General features: G+C 67.0%; 12 protein-coding genes. 5 read left to right on the top strand and 7 right to left on the bottom strand.

The features are described 5' to 3' along the window. Window positions 1-42: 42 nt before the first annotated feature. The 3 genes from katG to ACFVMC_RS13410 all read right to left on the bottom strand — a co-directional run bounded on the left by katG (window position 43) and on the right by ACFVMC_RS13410 (window position 5,537). Window positions 43-2,238 (bottom strand): catalase/peroxidase HPI, encoded by a 2,196-nt coding sequence (gene katG / locus ACFVMC_RS13400; protein ID WP_379209943.1) that lies wholly within the window; start codon window positions 2,236-2,238, stop codon window positions 43-45. 48 nt (window positions 2,239-2,286) lie between these two features. After that, a complete protein-coding gene (locus ACFVMC_RS13405) occupies window positions 2,287-4,752 on the bottom strand; it encodes an ATP-dependent Clp protease ATP-binding subunit (RefSeq protein WP_379209945.1) in 2,466 nt (821 codons plus the stop codon). Between the two features lie 167 nt (window positions 4,753-4,919). Further along, a complete protein-coding gene (locus tag ACFVMC_RS13410; RefSeq protein WP_379209947.1) occupies window positions 4,920-5,537 on the bottom strand; it encodes a TetR/AcrR family transcriptional regulator in 618 nt (205 codons plus the stop codon). Window positions 5,538-5,643: 106 nt separating this feature from the next. On the opposite strand from ACFVMC_RS13410, the gene ACFVMC_RS13415 reads away from it, so the two are divergent. Then, window positions 5,644-6,606, top strand: coding sequence for a diiron oxygenase (locus tag ACFVMC_RS13415; protein ID WP_379209948.1), 963 nt, complete (start codon window positions 5,644-5,646; stop codon window positions 6,604-6,606). After that, window positions 6,603-7,814 carry an acyl-CoA dehydrogenase family protein gene (locus tag ACFVMC_RS13420; RefSeq protein ID WP_379209950.1) on the top strand — a complete coding sequence of 404 codons (1,212 nt, stop codon included), beginning with the start codon at window positions 6,603-6,605 and terminating at the stop codon, window positions 7,812-7,814. Before ACFVMC_RS13415 ends, ACFVMC_RS13420 begins: the two co-directional genes overlap by 4 nt. A 160-nt stretch (window positions 7,815-7,974) precedes the next feature. On the opposite strand, the gene ACFVMC_RS13425 is transcribed toward ACFVMC_RS13420, so the two are convergent. Beyond that, entirely contained in the window at window positions 7,975-8,730 is a 756-nt protein-coding gene (locus tag ACFVMC_RS13425) for a DUF3626 domain-containing protein (protein ID WP_379209952.1), read from the bottom strand. 490 nt (window positions 8,731-9,220) lie between these two features. Next, the gene (locus ACFVMC_RS13430) at window positions 9,221-10,147 is read right to left on the bottom strand and encodes an alpha/beta fold hydrolase (RefSeq protein ID WP_379209954.1); all 927 of its coding nucleotides are present in this window, start codon (window positions 10,145-10,147) and stop codon (window positions 9,221-9,223) included. Window positions 10,148-10,156: 9 nt separating this feature from the next. Here ACFVMC_RS13430 and ACFVMC_RS13435 point away from each other — a divergent pair, with 9 nt between their 5' ends. From ACFVMC_RS13435 to ACFVMC_RS13445, 3 genes are all read left to right on the top strand, one after another. Continuing rightward, on the top strand, window positions 10,157-10,870 hold the full coding sequence (locus ACFVMC_RS13435; protein ID WP_379209956.1) for a TetR/AcrR family transcriptional regulator: 714 nt from the start codon (window positions 10,157-10,159) through the stop codon (window positions 10,868-10,870). Between the two features lie 48 nt (window positions 10,871-10,918). Next, window positions 10,919-11,338: a hypothetical protein gene (locus ACFVMC_RS13440; RefSeq protein WP_379209958.1), complete on the top strand. Its 420-nt coding sequence runs from the start codon at window positions 10,919-10,921 to the stop codon at window positions 11,336-11,338. 71 nt (window positions 11,339-11,409) lie between these two features. Next, window positions 11,410-11,751: a hypothetical protein gene (locus ACFVMC_RS13445; RefSeq protein ID WP_379209960.1), complete on the top strand. Its 342-nt coding sequence runs from the start codon at window positions 11,410-11,412 to the stop codon at window positions 11,749-11,751. 1 nt (window position 11,752) lies between these two features. On the opposite strand, the gene ACFVMC_RS13450 is transcribed toward ACFVMC_RS13445, so the two are convergent. Both ACFVMC_RS13450 and ACFVMC_RS13455 read right to left on the bottom strand, forming a co-directional pair. Beyond that, window positions 11,753-13,306 carry an acyl-CoA carboxylase subunit beta gene (locus ACFVMC_RS13450; protein ID WP_379209961.1) on the bottom strand — a complete coding sequence of 518 codons (1,554 nt, stop codon included), beginning with the start codon at window positions 13,304-13,306 and terminating at the stop codon, window positions 11,753-11,755. Window positions 13,307-13,433: 127 nt separating this feature from the next. After that, window positions 13,434-14,714, bottom strand: a complete 1,281-nt coding sequence (locus tag ACFVMC_RS13455) for a PucR family transcriptional regulator (RefSeq protein ID WP_379209963.1) — start codon at window positions 14,712-14,714, stop codon at window positions 13,434-13,436. Window positions 14,715-14,974: the final 260 nt, after the last annotated feature.

A 14,974-nucleotide genomic window follows, 5' to 3' on the forward strand; every position in this document is an offset into this window, starting at 1 on the left:
CCACTCTACGCCCGCGAACCTCGGCCGAGCGCCGAATTCCTGTCAGGGATGCAGGTCGAAACGGTCGAGGTTCATGACCTTGTCCCAGGTGCGGAGAAAGTCGCGCAGGAATTTCGGGGTCGCGGTCCGGGCCGCGTAGACCTCGCAGATCGCACGCAGCTGGGCATCCCAGCCGAAGGCGAGATCGACCCGGCTGGCGGTCCAGCGGTGTTGACCGGTGCGGCGGTCGATTCCGAGGTAGGTGCCGTCCTCGGCAGGCGCGGGTTGCCAGGTCGTGCCGATGTCGAGGAGATTGACGAAGAAATCGTTGGTCAGCGATCCGGGCTTGTCGGTCAGCACACCGAGGGGGGACTGCTGGTAGTTCACGTCCAGTACTCGCAGACCGCCGAGCAGGACGGTCATCTCCGGCACGGTCAGGTTCAGCAGGTTCGCCTTATCGATCAGCAGGTACTCCGGTTCCAGCGGCGCGCCCTTGGCAACGTAATTGCGGAATCCGTCCGCGACACCCTCGAGCGCGTCGAAGGATTCGATCTCGGTCCATTCCTGGACCGCGTCACCGCGGCCGGGGGTGAACGGCACGGTGACCTCGTGTCCGGCCGCCCGTGCGGCCTGCTCGATCGCGGCGCAGCCGCCGAGCACCACCAGATCGGCGAAGGAGACCCGGACGTCGTCGGTGCGATCGTCGTTGAATCGCTGCTGAACCCGCTCGATCGCGGTGATCACCCGGGCGAGCTGATCGGGCTGGTTGCGTTCCCAATTGCGTTGCGGCGCAAGCCGGATCCGGCCACCGTTGGCGCCGCCGCGCATGTCGCTGCCGCGGAAGGTCGATGCCGCCGACCAGGCGGTGTAGATCAGCTGCTGCGGGGTGGGACCCGAGGCCAGCAATTCGGCCTTCAGCGTCTCGATGTCGTCAGGGCCGATGAGGGCGTGGGTGACCGGTTCGATCGGGTCCTGGAACAACTGTGGTGTGCGCGGGACCCGTGATCCCCGATACCGGGCGATCGGGCCCAGGTCGCGGTGGATGAGTTTGAACCAGGCCTTGCGGAATTCCTCGTACATCTCCTCGGGGTTGTGCAGCCAGCGCCGGGTGATCTCCTGATAGACCGGGTCGACCTTCAACGCGATATCGGAGGTGAGCATGCCGGGCTGATGCTTGCGGTGCGGGTCATCCGGTGCGGGGGTGGTGTCGGTCCCGGCGTTGCCCTTGGGCCGCCATTGCCACAGGCCGCCGGGGCCGCGCCATTTCTCCCAGTCGTAGCCGTAGAGGTTCTCGAGGAAGGTGTTGTCGAAGGTGGTCGGGGTGGGGGTCCAGGTCACCTCGATGCCGCTGCTGGTGGTGTCGGCGCCGACTCCGGTGCCGAAGGAGTTGCGCCAGCCGAGGCCCTGTTCCTCGAGCTCCGCCGCTGCCGGTGCGGGGCCGATCGCGTCCTGCGGGCCCGCGCCGTGGGTCTTGCCGATGGTGTGGCCGCCGACGATCAGCGCGCAGGTCTCGATGTCGTTCATGGCCATCCGGCGGAACGTCTCGCGGATGTCGTTCGCGGATGCCTGCGGATCCGGATTGCCGTCCGGGCCTTCGGGATTGACGTAGATCAAGCCCATCTGCGCTGCGGCAAGGGGCTGTTCGAGCTCGCGGGTGGGGGAGAACCGCTCATTGGTCATCCAGGTGCGTTCGGGGCCCCAGTAGGTGTCGTCGCCCTGCCACCAGTCGATGCGTCCGCCGCCGAAGCCCATCGTCTGCAAGCCCATGGATTCCAGTGCGCAGTTGCCGGCGAATTCCATCAGGTCTGCCCAGGAGAGTGCGTCGCCGTACTTTTCTTTGATCGGCCACAGCAGCCGCCGGGCCTTGTCGAGGTTGGCGTTGTCGGGCCAGCTGTTGATCGGGGTGAATCGCTGCATGCCGTGCCCGGCTCCGCCGCGGCCGTCCTCGATGCGGTAGGTGCCCGCGGCGTGCCAGGCCATCCGGATGAAGAACGGTCCGTAGTGGCCGAAATCGGCGGGCCACCAGTCCTGCGAGGTGGTCATCAGCGTTTCGAGGTCGGCTTGGACCGCGGCGAGGTCGAGGGTGTCGAAAGCGGCGCCGTAGTCGAAGTCGTCGTCCATCGGGTTGATCGCCGGCGGATTCTGTTGCAGCATGCGCAAATTCAATTGGCCCGGCCACCAGTCCGGTACGCCGCCCAGAGCCTCGGGGCGGCTGAATGTTCCGGCGCCGACGGGGCAGCCTGCGTGCGGATCGGTCATCACAGCGTCCTCTCATTCGAGCGAATCACGTGGGGGCCTAGGTGGAAACTATTGCGGTTCGCTGCCGGCACCGCCGATCACGCTGACGGCCAGAGCGTTGTCGCCGGTGTCGACGCGAACGGTGTCGCCGGGGTCGACCTCATCGGAGAGCACCAGCGTGGCGATGCGGTTCTCCAGTTCCTTCTGCACGGCGCGCTTGAGCGGGCGGGCCCCGAATTCGGGCCGGTAACCGTTGTCCGCCAGCCAATCCCGTGCACCGTCGCTCACCTCGAGCCCGATGTCCTGCGCGTGCAGCCGACGTCGCGGTCCGTCGAGGACCAGATCGACGATGTGGCGCAGCTGGGCCTGGTCCAGGCGGTGGAAGACGATCTGCTCGTCGATGCGGTTGAGGAATTCCGGCCGGAAATGCTGCCGCAGCCGCTCCTCCAGCTGCGGCACGATCGAATCCAGGTCACCGGCCGGAGCATCGAGGATCAGGTCGGAGCCGATATTGCTGGTCATGATCACGATGGTGTTCTTGAAATCCACGGTGCGGCCCTTGGAATCGGTCACCCGGCCGTCGTCGAGCAGTTGCAGCAGGACATTGAACACGTCGGGGTGGGCTTTCTCCACCTCGTCGAACAGGATGACCGAATACGGTTGCCGCCGAACCTTGTCGGTGAGCTGGGCGGCATCGTCGTAGCCGACATACCCCGGCGGCGCGCCGACCAGCCGCGCGACGGTGTGCTTCTCCTGGAATTCGCTCATATCGAACCGGATCATCCGGTCCTCGTCACCGAATACCGCCTCCGCCAACGCTTTCGCGAGTTCGGTCTTGCCGACGCCGGTGGGGCCGAGGAACAGGAACGAGCCGATCGGGCGCTTCGGATCCTGCATGCCCGCGCGGGCGCGGCGCACGGCTTCGGCGACGGCTACGATCGCCTCGTCCTGGCCGACGACCCGCCGGTGCAGGACGTCCTCGAGGCGCAGCAGTCGCTGTCGTTCCTCGGTGGTGAGTTCCGACACCGGGATGCCGGTCTGCTTGGACACCACCGCGGCGACATCGTCGACGCCGACCACCGGCGAGTCGTCGCTCTCGATCCGATCCACTCGCGTCTCGGCGGCGCTGATCCGGTCCTTGAGCTCGTCGGCTTTCGAATAGTCCTCGGCCGCGACAGCGGCGTCCTTCTCGCGGCGCAGACGCGCCAGTTGCTCCTCGGCGTCGCGCAGGTCAGGTCCGGGTGTGCGGTTGCGCAGCCGTACCCGGGCGCCGGCCTGGTCGATCAGATCGATCGCCTTGTCCGGCATGAAGCGGTCGGTGATGTAGCGGTCGGAGAGCTGAGCCGCGGCGACCAGCGCGCTGTCGTCGTAGCGGACCTGATGGTGCTCTTCGTAGGCGTCGGTGAGTCCGCGCAGGATCTCGATGGTGTCGGCGACGGACGGCTCGGCGACCAGCACCGGCTGGAATCGACGTTCCAGCGCGGCGTCCTTCTCGATGTGCTTGCGGTATTCGTCGATCGTGGTGGCGCCGATGCAGTGCAGTTCGCCGCGTGCCAGCGCGGGTTTGAGCAGGTTGCCCGCGTCCATGGCGCCCTCGCCGCCGCTGCCCGCGCCGACGATGGTGTGCAATTCGTCGATGAACAGCACCAGTTCGTCGGTGTGCGCGCGGACTTCGTCGAGGATCTTGGTCAGGCGTTCCTCGAACTCACCACGGTATTTGCTGCCCGCCACCAGTGCGCCGACATCCAGGGCGATGACCCGGCGATCGGCGAGAGTGCTCGGGACGTCGCCGTTGACGATGCGCTGCGCCAGCCCTTCGACGATGGCCGTCTTGCCGACGCCGGGATCTCCGATCAGCACCGGATTGTTCTTGCGCCGCCGCGACAGCACCTCGACGGTCTGCTCGATCTCCTCGGCGCGTCCGACCACCGGATCGACTTTGCCGGCGCGCGCTTCGGCGGTCAGATCGCGACCGTATTCGTCCAATGTCGGTGTGTTGCCAGTGGTCTTGCGGCCTTCGGGGCCGCTGGGCCGGGCACCGGCCAGGATCTGCGCGGCCGGGCTTTCCGGGTTGGCGGCGATGCCGAGCAGAATATGTTCCGGCCCGATGTAGCTGGAGCCGGACTCGGCAGCGCCGCGCTGCGCGTTGCGCAAGGCCAGTTTGGCGGCCGGACCGAGCACGACACCGCCCGCTGTGGTCGCGGTGGCCTGGCCGCTGCCCGCGGCGGCGCGCATCTGCGCGGCGACCTGGTCGGGGTCCAGGTCGAGTTGGCCGATGACGCTGCGCGCGGGCTCGACCTCGGTGGCCGCGTAGAGCAGGTGCTCGGGGGTGATCTCCGCGTTTCCCCACTCCTGGGCTGCCGCGTCGGCCTTGGCGACCAACTCTTTGGCGTTGTTGCTGAGCAGTCGTCCGAGGTCGGTGCGCTGTACCGGCGGCCGGGCCGACATTCCCGAGCCGAAGAACCGATCGAAGATTCCGTCGAACGGGTCGCCGGAATTGAGCGATCCGAAGGAATTGGGCCACGCTGCGGTCATGCCGGCACCTCGTATCTTGTAGTCGATTCCTCTGATGTCTCCGGACTCGTCGCCAGGCCAATCTTGCTGAGCGTGCGAAGTGGTGTCCAGAGGAGTCGTCCGACCGTTCGAGAAGTGAGACCGACCGGAACACTCGCGAGTGTTCTTGCCGGGCAAGGCTTTATCGCCTAGTGCTCCGCAGCCGTTTTCAGCAGGTGGTCCTTGACCGGGAGCAGGAAGTTGCGGGCGTAGTTCTCCGGGCCTTCGGGGGCGTCGAGGTCGAAGGTGGTGGTGGGGATGAGGATCAGGGTGTGGAAGGCGCGGGCGACCTGTTCGGCGAACTGTGCCCGGGTCGCGGCGGGGACGGTCTCGTCCAGGTGGGTCGCGGATTCGACGAAGAAGCGGCCGAAGTCCAGGGCGGGGCTGGCGTCGGTGATCAGGTAGGGCAGCAGCAGGGTGGGGTTGAGGCGCAGCACGGCCTGTAGGGCGGGATGGTGGCGCAGCAGCCGGTAGGCGTGCGCGAAGCCGTGGATCAGTTGGTCGTCCTGATCGTCGTGGCGGTCGCGGACGGCGGCGACCTCGGCGAAGAACGCGGCCAGTTCGGAGTCGACGGCGGCGGCGATGAGGGCGTCGCGGCCGGGAAAGTACTTGTACAGGGTCGCGCGGCCGACGCCGGCGCTGCGGGCGATCTCGTCCATCGACAGCTTGCGCAGCCCGGTCGCGGCGGCCGCGGACACGACGGCATCGATGATGCGCGTGCGGATGTCCCTGGTGTCGGGTGTCGCGCCGATCCGCAGTGCGTGCATGGCTGGAATCCTACGGCGTAGACAGAAATGCAGAAACTGTCTACTGTTCTATGGGTGGATGTGGGTGCTGCCGGCCCGCACCGCAGCGATCTCAGGAGTGGATGCCATGACCTCAGCACCCGGCTACGAGGAAATCCTGCGAACCCTCTCGGAGGGGTCGGTGCACCGTCATTTCGACGCGTTCACCGATATCGCCTGGGACGACCCGGAATTCGCGATCGATCCGGACGACCCCCGCTGGGTGCTGCCGGACTGCGAACCGCTGGGCGCCTCGGCGTGGTATCAGGCCCAGCCGCTGGCCGACCGGATCCGGATCGGGCTGGCCCGCCAGGCCAATACCGCCAAAGTCGGTCTGCAATTCGAGAACCTGCTGATGCGCGGCATCCTCGAATACGTCTTCGCGTTACCCAACGGCGACCCGGAATTCCGGTACCTCACCCACGAGGTCACCGAGGAGAGCCACCACACCCAGATGTTCCAGGAGTTCGTCAACCGCGCGGGTGTCGACACTCCCGGCGTGCACTGGCTGGTGCGGTCGGTGCAGTCGTTCATCCCGATGACGGTGCAGGTCGTGCCCGCGTTCTTCTTCTCCATGGTGCTGTGCGGCGAGGAACCGATCGACCACATGCAGAAGACGATCCTGCGGGCCGGCAGCGCGAATCATCCGCTGATGCTGCGCATCATGCAGATCCACGTCGCCGAGGAAGCCCGGCACATCTCCTTCGCGCACGAGTACCTGCGCCGGACCGTGCCCGCGCTGCACCCGGCGGGACGCACGCTGCTGTCGCTGCTGTTCCCGGTGATGTTCGCCATCGCGTGTGATCTGATCGCGAAGCCGTCACCGAAGTGGGCGGCGCAGCAGGGGATTCCGCGCCACGCCATGCGCGAGGCGTTCTGGCGTTCGCCGGCATCGCGGCAGATGCGCCGTGACATGCTCTCCGATGTGCGCGGCCTGGCGCACGCCTGCGGCCTGATGAACCCGGTGTCCGCGCAGCTGTGGCGGCTGCTGCGGGTCGACGGCAGGGCTTCGCGCTACCGCAGCGAACCCGCGCGTTCGGTACAGCCGTGATCAACCTCGAACTCTCCAGGAAGCTGCGGGCCACCGCCGATCTGGCCCATCAGGTCGGGGCCCAGATCTTCCGCCCCATCTCGCGCAAATACGATCGCGCCGAACACGAGTACCCGGTCGAACTCGACCTGATGGCGGCGCTGATGGCGGGCCTGGCCGATTCCGGCAGCCGGCAGGCCGTCGGCGCGGCAGGCACCCGGAACCCGGGCGGCGCAACGGCCTTCGGCAATGTCAACGGCGGCAATATGACGGCGATGGTCAGCGCCATGGAAGCCTGCTGGGGTGACGCCGCGCTGATGATGACCATTCCCTACCAGGGGCTGGGCAATGCGGCGATCATGGCCGTGGCCACCGAGGAGCAGTTGGCGCGCTTCGGCAAGATCTGGGCGGCCATGGCCATCACCGAGCCCGGCTTCGGGTCGGACTCGGCGGCGGTCGGCACCACCGCCGTGCGCGACGGTGACGAATGGGTACTCGACGGCACCAAGATCTTCGTCACCGCCGGTGCCCGCGCCACCCACATCGTGGTGTGGGCGACCCTGGACCGGTCGGCCGGTCGCGCCGCGATCAAGTCGTTCGTGGTGCCGCGCGACGCCCCGGGCCTGAGCGTGACCCGCCTCGAGCACAAACTGGGCATCCGGGCCTCCGATACCGCCGAACTGCGCCTCGAACAGTGCCGGATCCCTGCGGACAACATCCTTGGCAGCCCGGAGGTCGCCGTGGACAAGGGTTTCGCCGGGGTCATGCAGACCTTCGACAACACCCGGCCGCTGGTCGCGGCGATGGCCGTCGGTGTCGCGCGTGCCGCACTGGAGGAACTGCGCGCGGTGTTGCGGACGGCCGGTATCGAGCCCTCCTACGACATCCCGCCCGGCAATCAGCCCGCCGCCGCCGCGGAATTCCTGCGCATGGAGGCGGAGTGGGAGGCCGCCTACCTGCTCGCGTTGCGCGCCACCTGGATGGCCGACAACAAGCGGCCCAATTCGCTCGAGGCGTCGATGTCCAAGGCCAAAGCGGGCCGGATCGGAACCGACATCACCTCGAAGGCCGTCGAATTGGCGGGCGCGACAGGCTATTCCGAACGCACGCTGCTGGAGAAATGGGCCCGCGACGCGAAGATTCTCGACATCTTCGAAGGCACCCAGCAGATCCAGCAGCTCATCGTGGCGCGGCGGGTGCTCGGCAAGACCAGTGCCGAGCTGAAGTGACCTGGGAGACAACGGAATAATACTCGCGGGTCTAGTCCACGAGTGTGCCCCCGTCGAACACCGCTGCCGAAATCACGGCCCCGAACCTACTGGGTGCGCAGATTTCCAGGTCAATCGTTCAGGTCAGCGCGATAAGCGGCATGACAGTGCGTCGCCCCCCTCACGTCGGCCCGGTCCCGAAGCGGGCGAGGTAATGCCAGACTCGCTTCAACGCCTGCGGATCGTATCGACGGGATTGTGCGGCTTGCCCTACCAGGCGAGCGTCCAGCACACCATCGACGGCCAACGAGATACCCAGTTCGACATATTGCTGACCCCGATAGTCGGGATGCCGTCGCAAACGATCGACGGTGAGACGGAATCCGTTGTGCCACTCCACTGCACAGGGCAGTCGGTGCGCGACCACTTCGATGTCGGTGCCCCGGTGACTAGAGTCGAGCACAATCGCCTCGACATCGCAATCGAGTTGGACCGGACCATGAATATGCGCTTCGACGTAGTTGTCGAGTGGGTCTTGGTTGTCGGCCTCGGCCAGCGCAATCAGACCCATGTGTGACGCCACTCCGAAGTTCGAGGGGTTCAGGTAGCTGTCGGGGTAGCAGAACGTCGCCCGGTCCAACACAGTCGCAGCCAATCGCAGGTGTGCCGAGCCGAACCGGGGTGCGGCGCCGACAGGTGCTCGCCGAAAGTTCAACGCACCGTATACAGGCCGATCTTCCGAAGGAGCGCGGTCATAGGCACCGCCGAACATTCGGCTCTCCCAGTGCCAGCGGTCGCCACCGGGGTGTGCGGTCAACCCGCCATTGCTCGTCCCGGTGACGAATTGCGAGCGGTAGCTTCCGTCATTCGCCAAAGCTTCCAGAACCATCCGATCGGCAACCAGCCAGTCCGGATGAAAGTTCACCGTCACCGACACCGACGAATCCAGCGGGAGCCCAACGGATCTCGACGCGACATACGCAACTGCCTGAACTGCACCCGCGACCGAACGCTCCCCTCGCATCAGCACAGTCTGCTCGAAGCCGGACCATACGCAACTCGGCATGATGGTGTGTCGGGAAACCCTGTCGGCCCGAAGTTTTGGACGGGCGCCCAACGCGTGGGCCGCGGCTACTTGGACACTGCGCGCTGGCTGGGATCCGCCGACTTTGGCGCTAACTCCAGGGCCATACCGATCTGGTGACTACCGGCACGAACCACCGGTACGGATGTCTGCGCGGGCGCCTCGGATTCGACATTCTCACTGTCGGCTTCGACGCCTTCATTTGGTTCTGTTTCCATCCTGACATCGGCAGATGCGGACGTCTCCAGCGGCAGTGCCTCTCCTGTAACGGGGGCCGGAGTCTGGTTCGCGTCGGCGAGTTCCCCAACAGCTCTTTCCCGTTCGAACCGCGCCGCGCGGCATTTCAGGATGTCTCGAACGTCGGCCGGCCTTGTGCCCGTACGGGATCGTGGCTGTCGATGAAGTTCAAGAAGCGCGGAATCACCTGGTCCGGATTGGCCCACAGCAGATCGTGTCCGATGCCCGGATAGGTTTCGACTTCGGCTGTCGGGATGTGGGCGCGGATGCGAGCGGCCCCATGTACCGGATCGCTGACGACGGTCTCGGCGCCGTAGAGGATCAGACTCGGCGCGGTGACAGCGGCCAGCTGTTCGTCGGTGAGGGGGCGATCCCACGGCATTCCCGGGCGGTACTTCGTCGTCGCCATGGCTACCGCGAATTCGTGGTCGGTCATTTCGAACCCGGGCATCAGCCATTTGTTGAGTTTTCTCATGCGTTCCGGTGTCGGCCGCATGCCTGCCTTGAGGAATTTGAGCAACAGCCCCCAGCTCGGTTTGGCGAATGTGGCTCCGCTCGGCTCGAACATGGTGAGGCTGGCGAGGCGCTCGCAGTGGTACGCCGCGACGACACCTGCCAGCCAGGCGCCGAAGGAATTTCCGGCGAGGTGTACTCGCTTCTCGCCGAGACCGTCGAGCACAGCGACCAGCCACGTCGCTACATCCTGTGCATCGTGCAGCGGTGCAGTCTGTTCGCACAGCCCGGCCCATCCGATGACATCCGGCGTGTACACCGTGTGGTCGCGCGACAGCTCGTCGATGAACCGGTGCCACACCATTCCGTTGCCGCCGATGCCCGGTAGCAGCACGATCGGTGCGCCCGCTCCGGATCCGGACTTTCGTACTCGCGTTGTCCCGAACGGTGTTTCGACATCGAGGTCGACCGAGGGCACCGGCCATTGCGCTGCCACCGCGTCGTACGCGGCCATGAAGGCGGCCTTTGCCTCGGTGTTGGTGAATCGCCCGATCTTCGGCACGAGCCTCCCCTTCGTCATCGTTACGGTATGTTCGTATCACTTAATGCGGTACGACCGTACCACGGATGCGGTATGTGCGTACCATATAGACCGAAGATTCCGCGATGCGGCAGGAAGGCGGCAGGTCACGTGCCACGATTGGTCGACCACGAGGTTCGGCGACGTCACATCATCGATGCCGTTCGGCGGGTCATTGTCACCGGCGGCTTGGAAGGGGTGACCTTTCAAACGGTTGCCGCCGAGGCCGGGATCTCGGTTCGGCTGGTCCAGTACTACTTCGGCACCAAGAAAGAATTCCTCCTGGCGACGCACCGATCGGTCATGGAGGACGCCGGCGCTCGGTTCATGCAACGGTGGACCGCCCTCGGCCCGGACGCCGCGCCTCGCGAAGCCCTCCGGGCGGTTTTGACCGAACTGCTGCCGCTCGACGATCGACGTCGGGAGGAAGCTCTCGTGCTCGGCGCCTTCGGCTGGGCGGCTGTCACGAGCCGAGACATCACCGCGGAGGAAACCTTCGCCGCACCGAGGGCACTGGTCATGGTGGTTGCGGATCAACTCGGACGGGCACGGCACACGGACGGCTCGAGCCCGAGAAATCCCGAACTGGATGCCGAGCTCGTCGCGATGGCGATCGGTGGACTCGCTCAAGGCATGCTCCAGGGGTATTGGACCGCAGACGCCGCAGTCGAACTCGTCGATCATCTGCTCGATCGCATACTCGGATGGCAAACTGGCAGCTAATGCGAGATTCGCGTGCTCTCCGAGTATCGATCGAGAAAGGAAGCGTTGATGAAGCGTTTGCTGGCAGTGACGCCCGCGGCGAGCACACCGTCGAGCGCGCCCGCGACGAGCTCACCGCAGCACAGCGGTCACCCGATGAGCGCGGAATACTGTGCGAAGAACCAGGATCCGGGCTGCCCGCCCGGCAGCTACATCGGCGCCGACGCCGTCCCCAGCCCCAACGGCGACGGAACCTGGGTGCCGTGCGAGGGCACGATCTGCACCAACCCCAACCACGGCGCGGGCCCGGACCCCACCTCCGTGCCGGTCGTGCCCACGACCACACCGGTGCCCAGCCCGCCGCCGGTGACCACCAGCGCCGAGGCCGGTCCGGTGGCGGGCGCGCCCTGCGAGGGTGACGGACACTGGGTGCACCTCGAGGGCAGCAATGCCGAGCACTACGGCACCGAATGGCTCTGCCAGCACTGACGCGTAGGCTCACCTCGGCGCGGCAGCCGCCGCGCCGAGGCGAATCCACCCACCCGCAGAGGAGTTCGGACGTGTCGGATGCGGCGCCGGTCGACTGGAAGCACCTGAAAACCCGCCACCCGAGCGACGCCGAACGCGCCGCCGTGGGCACCACCCTGCTCGAGCGCGCCCGCCTGGTCCGCGCGCACGGCTGGGACGACTACCGCGGCACCTGGACCGAGGGCGAACTCGCCGGTGTCGCCTACCTGCTCGGCGACACCGCGCTGCTGGAGGAACTCGGCGAACCCGAGGGCTCGGTGCTGACCCGCTTCGCCGGCGAACTGTACGGATTCCACGGCGCGCGCAAGGACATCGCGGCGGGCCTGGTCGACACCCAGGCGTGGTTCGCCGGGATCCGCAAGCAACTCCAGTGACCTACATCGGGTAGACCGCGTGCTTGCGCGGATTGAATTCCGGCTTGACCGGCGGCTTGTCCCGCAGTAGCCGCAACGCGCTGCGGATCTCGAGCCGGGTGCGCACCGGTTCGATGACCGCGTCGATGTAGCCGCGTTCGGCCGCGATCCACGGCGTCGCGATGGTCTCGTTGTAGTGGTTGACCATGAATTCGCGGGCCGCGGCGCGCTGCTCCTCGGGCACCGCGGCCAGCTGCCGTTTACCGATCAGATCGACCGCGCTCTCGGCGCCGATCACCGCGATCCGGGCGGTCGGCCACGCGAAACTGAGGTCCGCGCCGACCTGGCGGGCCGCCATCATGCCGTAGGCGCCGCCATAGGATTTGCGCACCACCAGATTGATGATCGGCACCGTCGCCTCGATGATGGCGCGCGGCACCCGGCCACCGCGGATGATCACACCGCTGGCTTCCTGGTCCAGGCCCGGCAGCACACCCGGGGTGTCGACGACGAAGACCAGCGGAATGTTGAACGCGTCGCAGAGCCGGATGAAATAGGTCGACTTGTCCGAGCAGGCGGCGTCGATCGAACCGCCCAGCACCAGTGGCTGATTCGCGATCACCCCGACCGGATACCCGTCGACGCGGGCGAATCCGGTGATCAGATTGGGCGCGAATTCCGCGCGCACCTCGTGGAAGTCGCCGTCGTCGAAGATCCGCAGCAGGATCTCGTGCATGTCGTAGCCGGTGCGATCGGAATCGGGGATGATCGCGTCGAGTTCGCGGTCGTAGGCGGTGATCTCGGGTTCCAGGCCCGGGTTCACGATCGGCGGCTGCTCCAGGCAGCTGGTCGGCATATAGCTCAGATATTTGCGTGCCCACTCGTAGGCGTCGGCTTCGGTGTCGGCGACATGGTGCAGGGTGCCGCGCCGCGCCTGCACGGCCGCACCGCCCAGCTCCTCGGCGGTGATGTCCTCGCCGTTGACGGCCTTGATCACCTCGGGCCCGGTGACGAACATGTAGGAGTCCCCGGTGCCGATCAGCACATCGGTGTTGATCGGCCCGTACACCGAGCCGGCCGCGCATTTGCCGAGAATGATCGACACCTGCGGCACATAGCCGGACAGCTTCTCGAGCACCCGCGAGATATCGCCGAAGGAGGCGATCGAGCCGACCGCGTCCTGGATCCGCGCGCCACCGGAATCGTTGATCGTGACCACCGGGCAGGCGGTGTCGAAGGCCAGTTGTAGCGCCCGCATGAACTTGCGCGCGGAGGTGATGCCGACCGAGCCGCCGTAGACGGTCTGATCGTGGGCGATCACCACCACGGGGCGGCCGTCGATCAGGCCGCGGCCGGTGACCAGGCCGTCGCCGTAGAGGGCGTCGGCCTGACCGGGTTGGCGCGCCAGCGCGCCGGTCTCGAGGAAGGTGCCGCGATCGAGCAGCAGGTTGATGCGGTCACGGACACTGGGTATGCCCTTTTTCGCGCGTTTGGCGATTCCGCCCGCGCCCGCCGGTTCCGTGGCGAGAGCCAGGATCTGTTCCAGTTCATCGAGTTTCGACCGCGTTCCGACCACGCTCGTGTGCCTCCCTCAGTTGTGCCTCCGCGACGGTATGCGGTGTGTGGCCGCAACCGGTATTCCGGACGCGATTTGCGGGATAGATCACAAACGCGGGTCGTATCCGTCTGGAGCAGTGAACAGTTCAGCGTGAGTACAGGTGGTGCACGGTGACAGCGGCGGCCAGCAGCCGGGAGTTGCCGGGTTCGGACGGGTCGATGCCGGTGAGCTCACCGACCCGGCGCAGCCGGTAGCTGAGCGTGTTGGGGTGCACGTGCAGGTGCGCGGAGGCGGACTTGCGGTCGGCGCCGAACCGCAGGTGGGCTTCGAGGGCCTCGAGCAGATGCGGGGTGCGCAGCAGCGGGCGGATGCGGGCGGCGAGCCGGTCGCGGGCGGCGCCGGGACGGGTGAGCTGGTATTCCAGCAGCAGGTCGTCGAGCCGGTACACGCCCGGGTCGCGGCCCAATACCCGGGCGAGCGTGGCGAGTTCGGTGACCTCGGCGGCGGCCCGGGGCAGTTCGGGGCGGCGCACTCCCGCGCATTCCGCGAGGTAGACGGGTGCGCCCAGTTCGGCGGTGAGTTCGGCGGCGAGTCCTTCGATGCGGGCGTCGGGGCCGGTCTCGGCGTGGGTGGGTAGCAGCGCGATCCCGGTCGAGCCGTCGAAGGAGATCAGTGCGGCGCCGTTGGTGGCCGCGTCCAGGGTGCGGTGCACGATCCGGATCCGCCTGCGCGCCACCAGGTCCGCGGCAGCGGGCATGGCGGGACCGGTGTGGACGGCGACCACGGTGTAGCGGTCCGAGAGCGGAGTGTCGGCGCGAGCGGACAGTTCCTCGGCGGGCCGGCCGCGCAGCAGCGCCGAACACAGTTCGCGGCGCGCTTCACGTTCGGCGTGATGGATGGACTGGCCGACCTCCAGATAGGTCTGCATCACGGTGACATTGATGTGCATGAGCAGATCGAGCAGCCCCGATCCGATGACGACCAGCTGCTCGGTCTCCTGCGGTTCGGCGAGCTCCGCGGCCACGGCCAGCACCGCCTGCGCGGAGGCGTGGATCGCCTCGATCAGGACCGGCAGCGGGAACCGGTCCTCGGCGTGGCGTTCGGCGACCGGTGTCACGAATGCCGCCACTTCGGCGCGGCTGAGCGTGCGTCCCTGCGAGATCGCCTGTAGGACCGCCCGCCCGCACGCGTAGATGGCGGGCAGCACCTCGGGCCGGAAATGGCCCGCGGGCAATTCGGCGGCGGGCGCACTGGCATCGAGCCCTTCGGCCAGCAACCGTTCCGCGATCTGGGGCCACCGGGTGAGCAGCCGGGTGAGCAGGGCGGTGTGTGCGGTCGACGACGAAGCAGCGAGCATGCGCTCGATTGTCACCGAGCACAGCGATTCGGCATAGCCGCGCGTGCGATGCGCCGAATTCTTTGTCACCGGACACAATCCGGTAGCGCCGGAGTTCGTGCGCCAGTGCAGTGACGTCCCGCCACCGCGCCAGCACACTCACACCATGACCTCGTCTCGCGACCGCCTGCCCGCACCTCGCGCGTTCCCTGCGGCTGTACGCGGTAGGCGCGCATGAGCGTGCCGCGCGCTTCGGGTTCGCCGGTGGCCGGGGTGGATTCGGCCGTCCGTTCCTCCGATGACCGCCGAACACCTCGGCCGATAACGTCCCCGCCCGCGCCGCCACTGCC

Origin of the sequence: Nocardia sp. NPDC127579 (assembly GCF_042672005.1) — a bacterium.
In the GTDB taxonomy this organism is placed as follows: Bacteria; Actinomycetota; Actinomycetes; order Mycobacteriales; family Mycobacteriaceae; genus Nocardia.

Bases quoted from the DNA above. Each gene is read 5' to 3' on its own strand.
- katG (WP_379209943.1), bottom strand. From the start codon at position 2,238: ATGACCGATCCGCACGCAGGCTGCCCCGTCGGCGCCGGAACATTCAGC.
- ACFVMC_RS13405 (WP_379209945.1), bottom strand. From the start codon at position 4,752: ATGACCGCAGCGTGGCCCAATTCCTTCGGATCGCTCAATTCCGGCGAC.
- ACFVMC_RS13410 (WP_379209947.1), bottom strand. From the start codon at position 5,537: ATGCACGCACTGCGGATCGGCGCGACACCCGACACCAGGGACATCCGC.
- ACFVMC_RS13415 (WP_379209948.1), top strand. From the start codon at position 5,644: ATGACCTCAGCACCCGGCTACGAGGAAATCCTGCGAACCCTCTCGGAG.
- ACFVMC_RS13430 (WP_379209954.1), bottom strand. From the start codon at position 10,147: ATGACGAAGGGGAGGCTCGTGCCGAAGATCGGGCGATTCACCAACACC.
- ACFVMC_RS13435 (WP_379209956.1), top strand. From the start codon at position 10,157: ATGTTCGTATCACTTAATGCGGTACGACCGTACCACGGATGCGGTATG.
- ACFVMC_RS13440 (WP_379209958.1), top strand. From the start codon at position 10,919: ATGAAGCGTTTGCTGGCAGTGACGCCCGCGGCGAGCACACCGTCGAGC.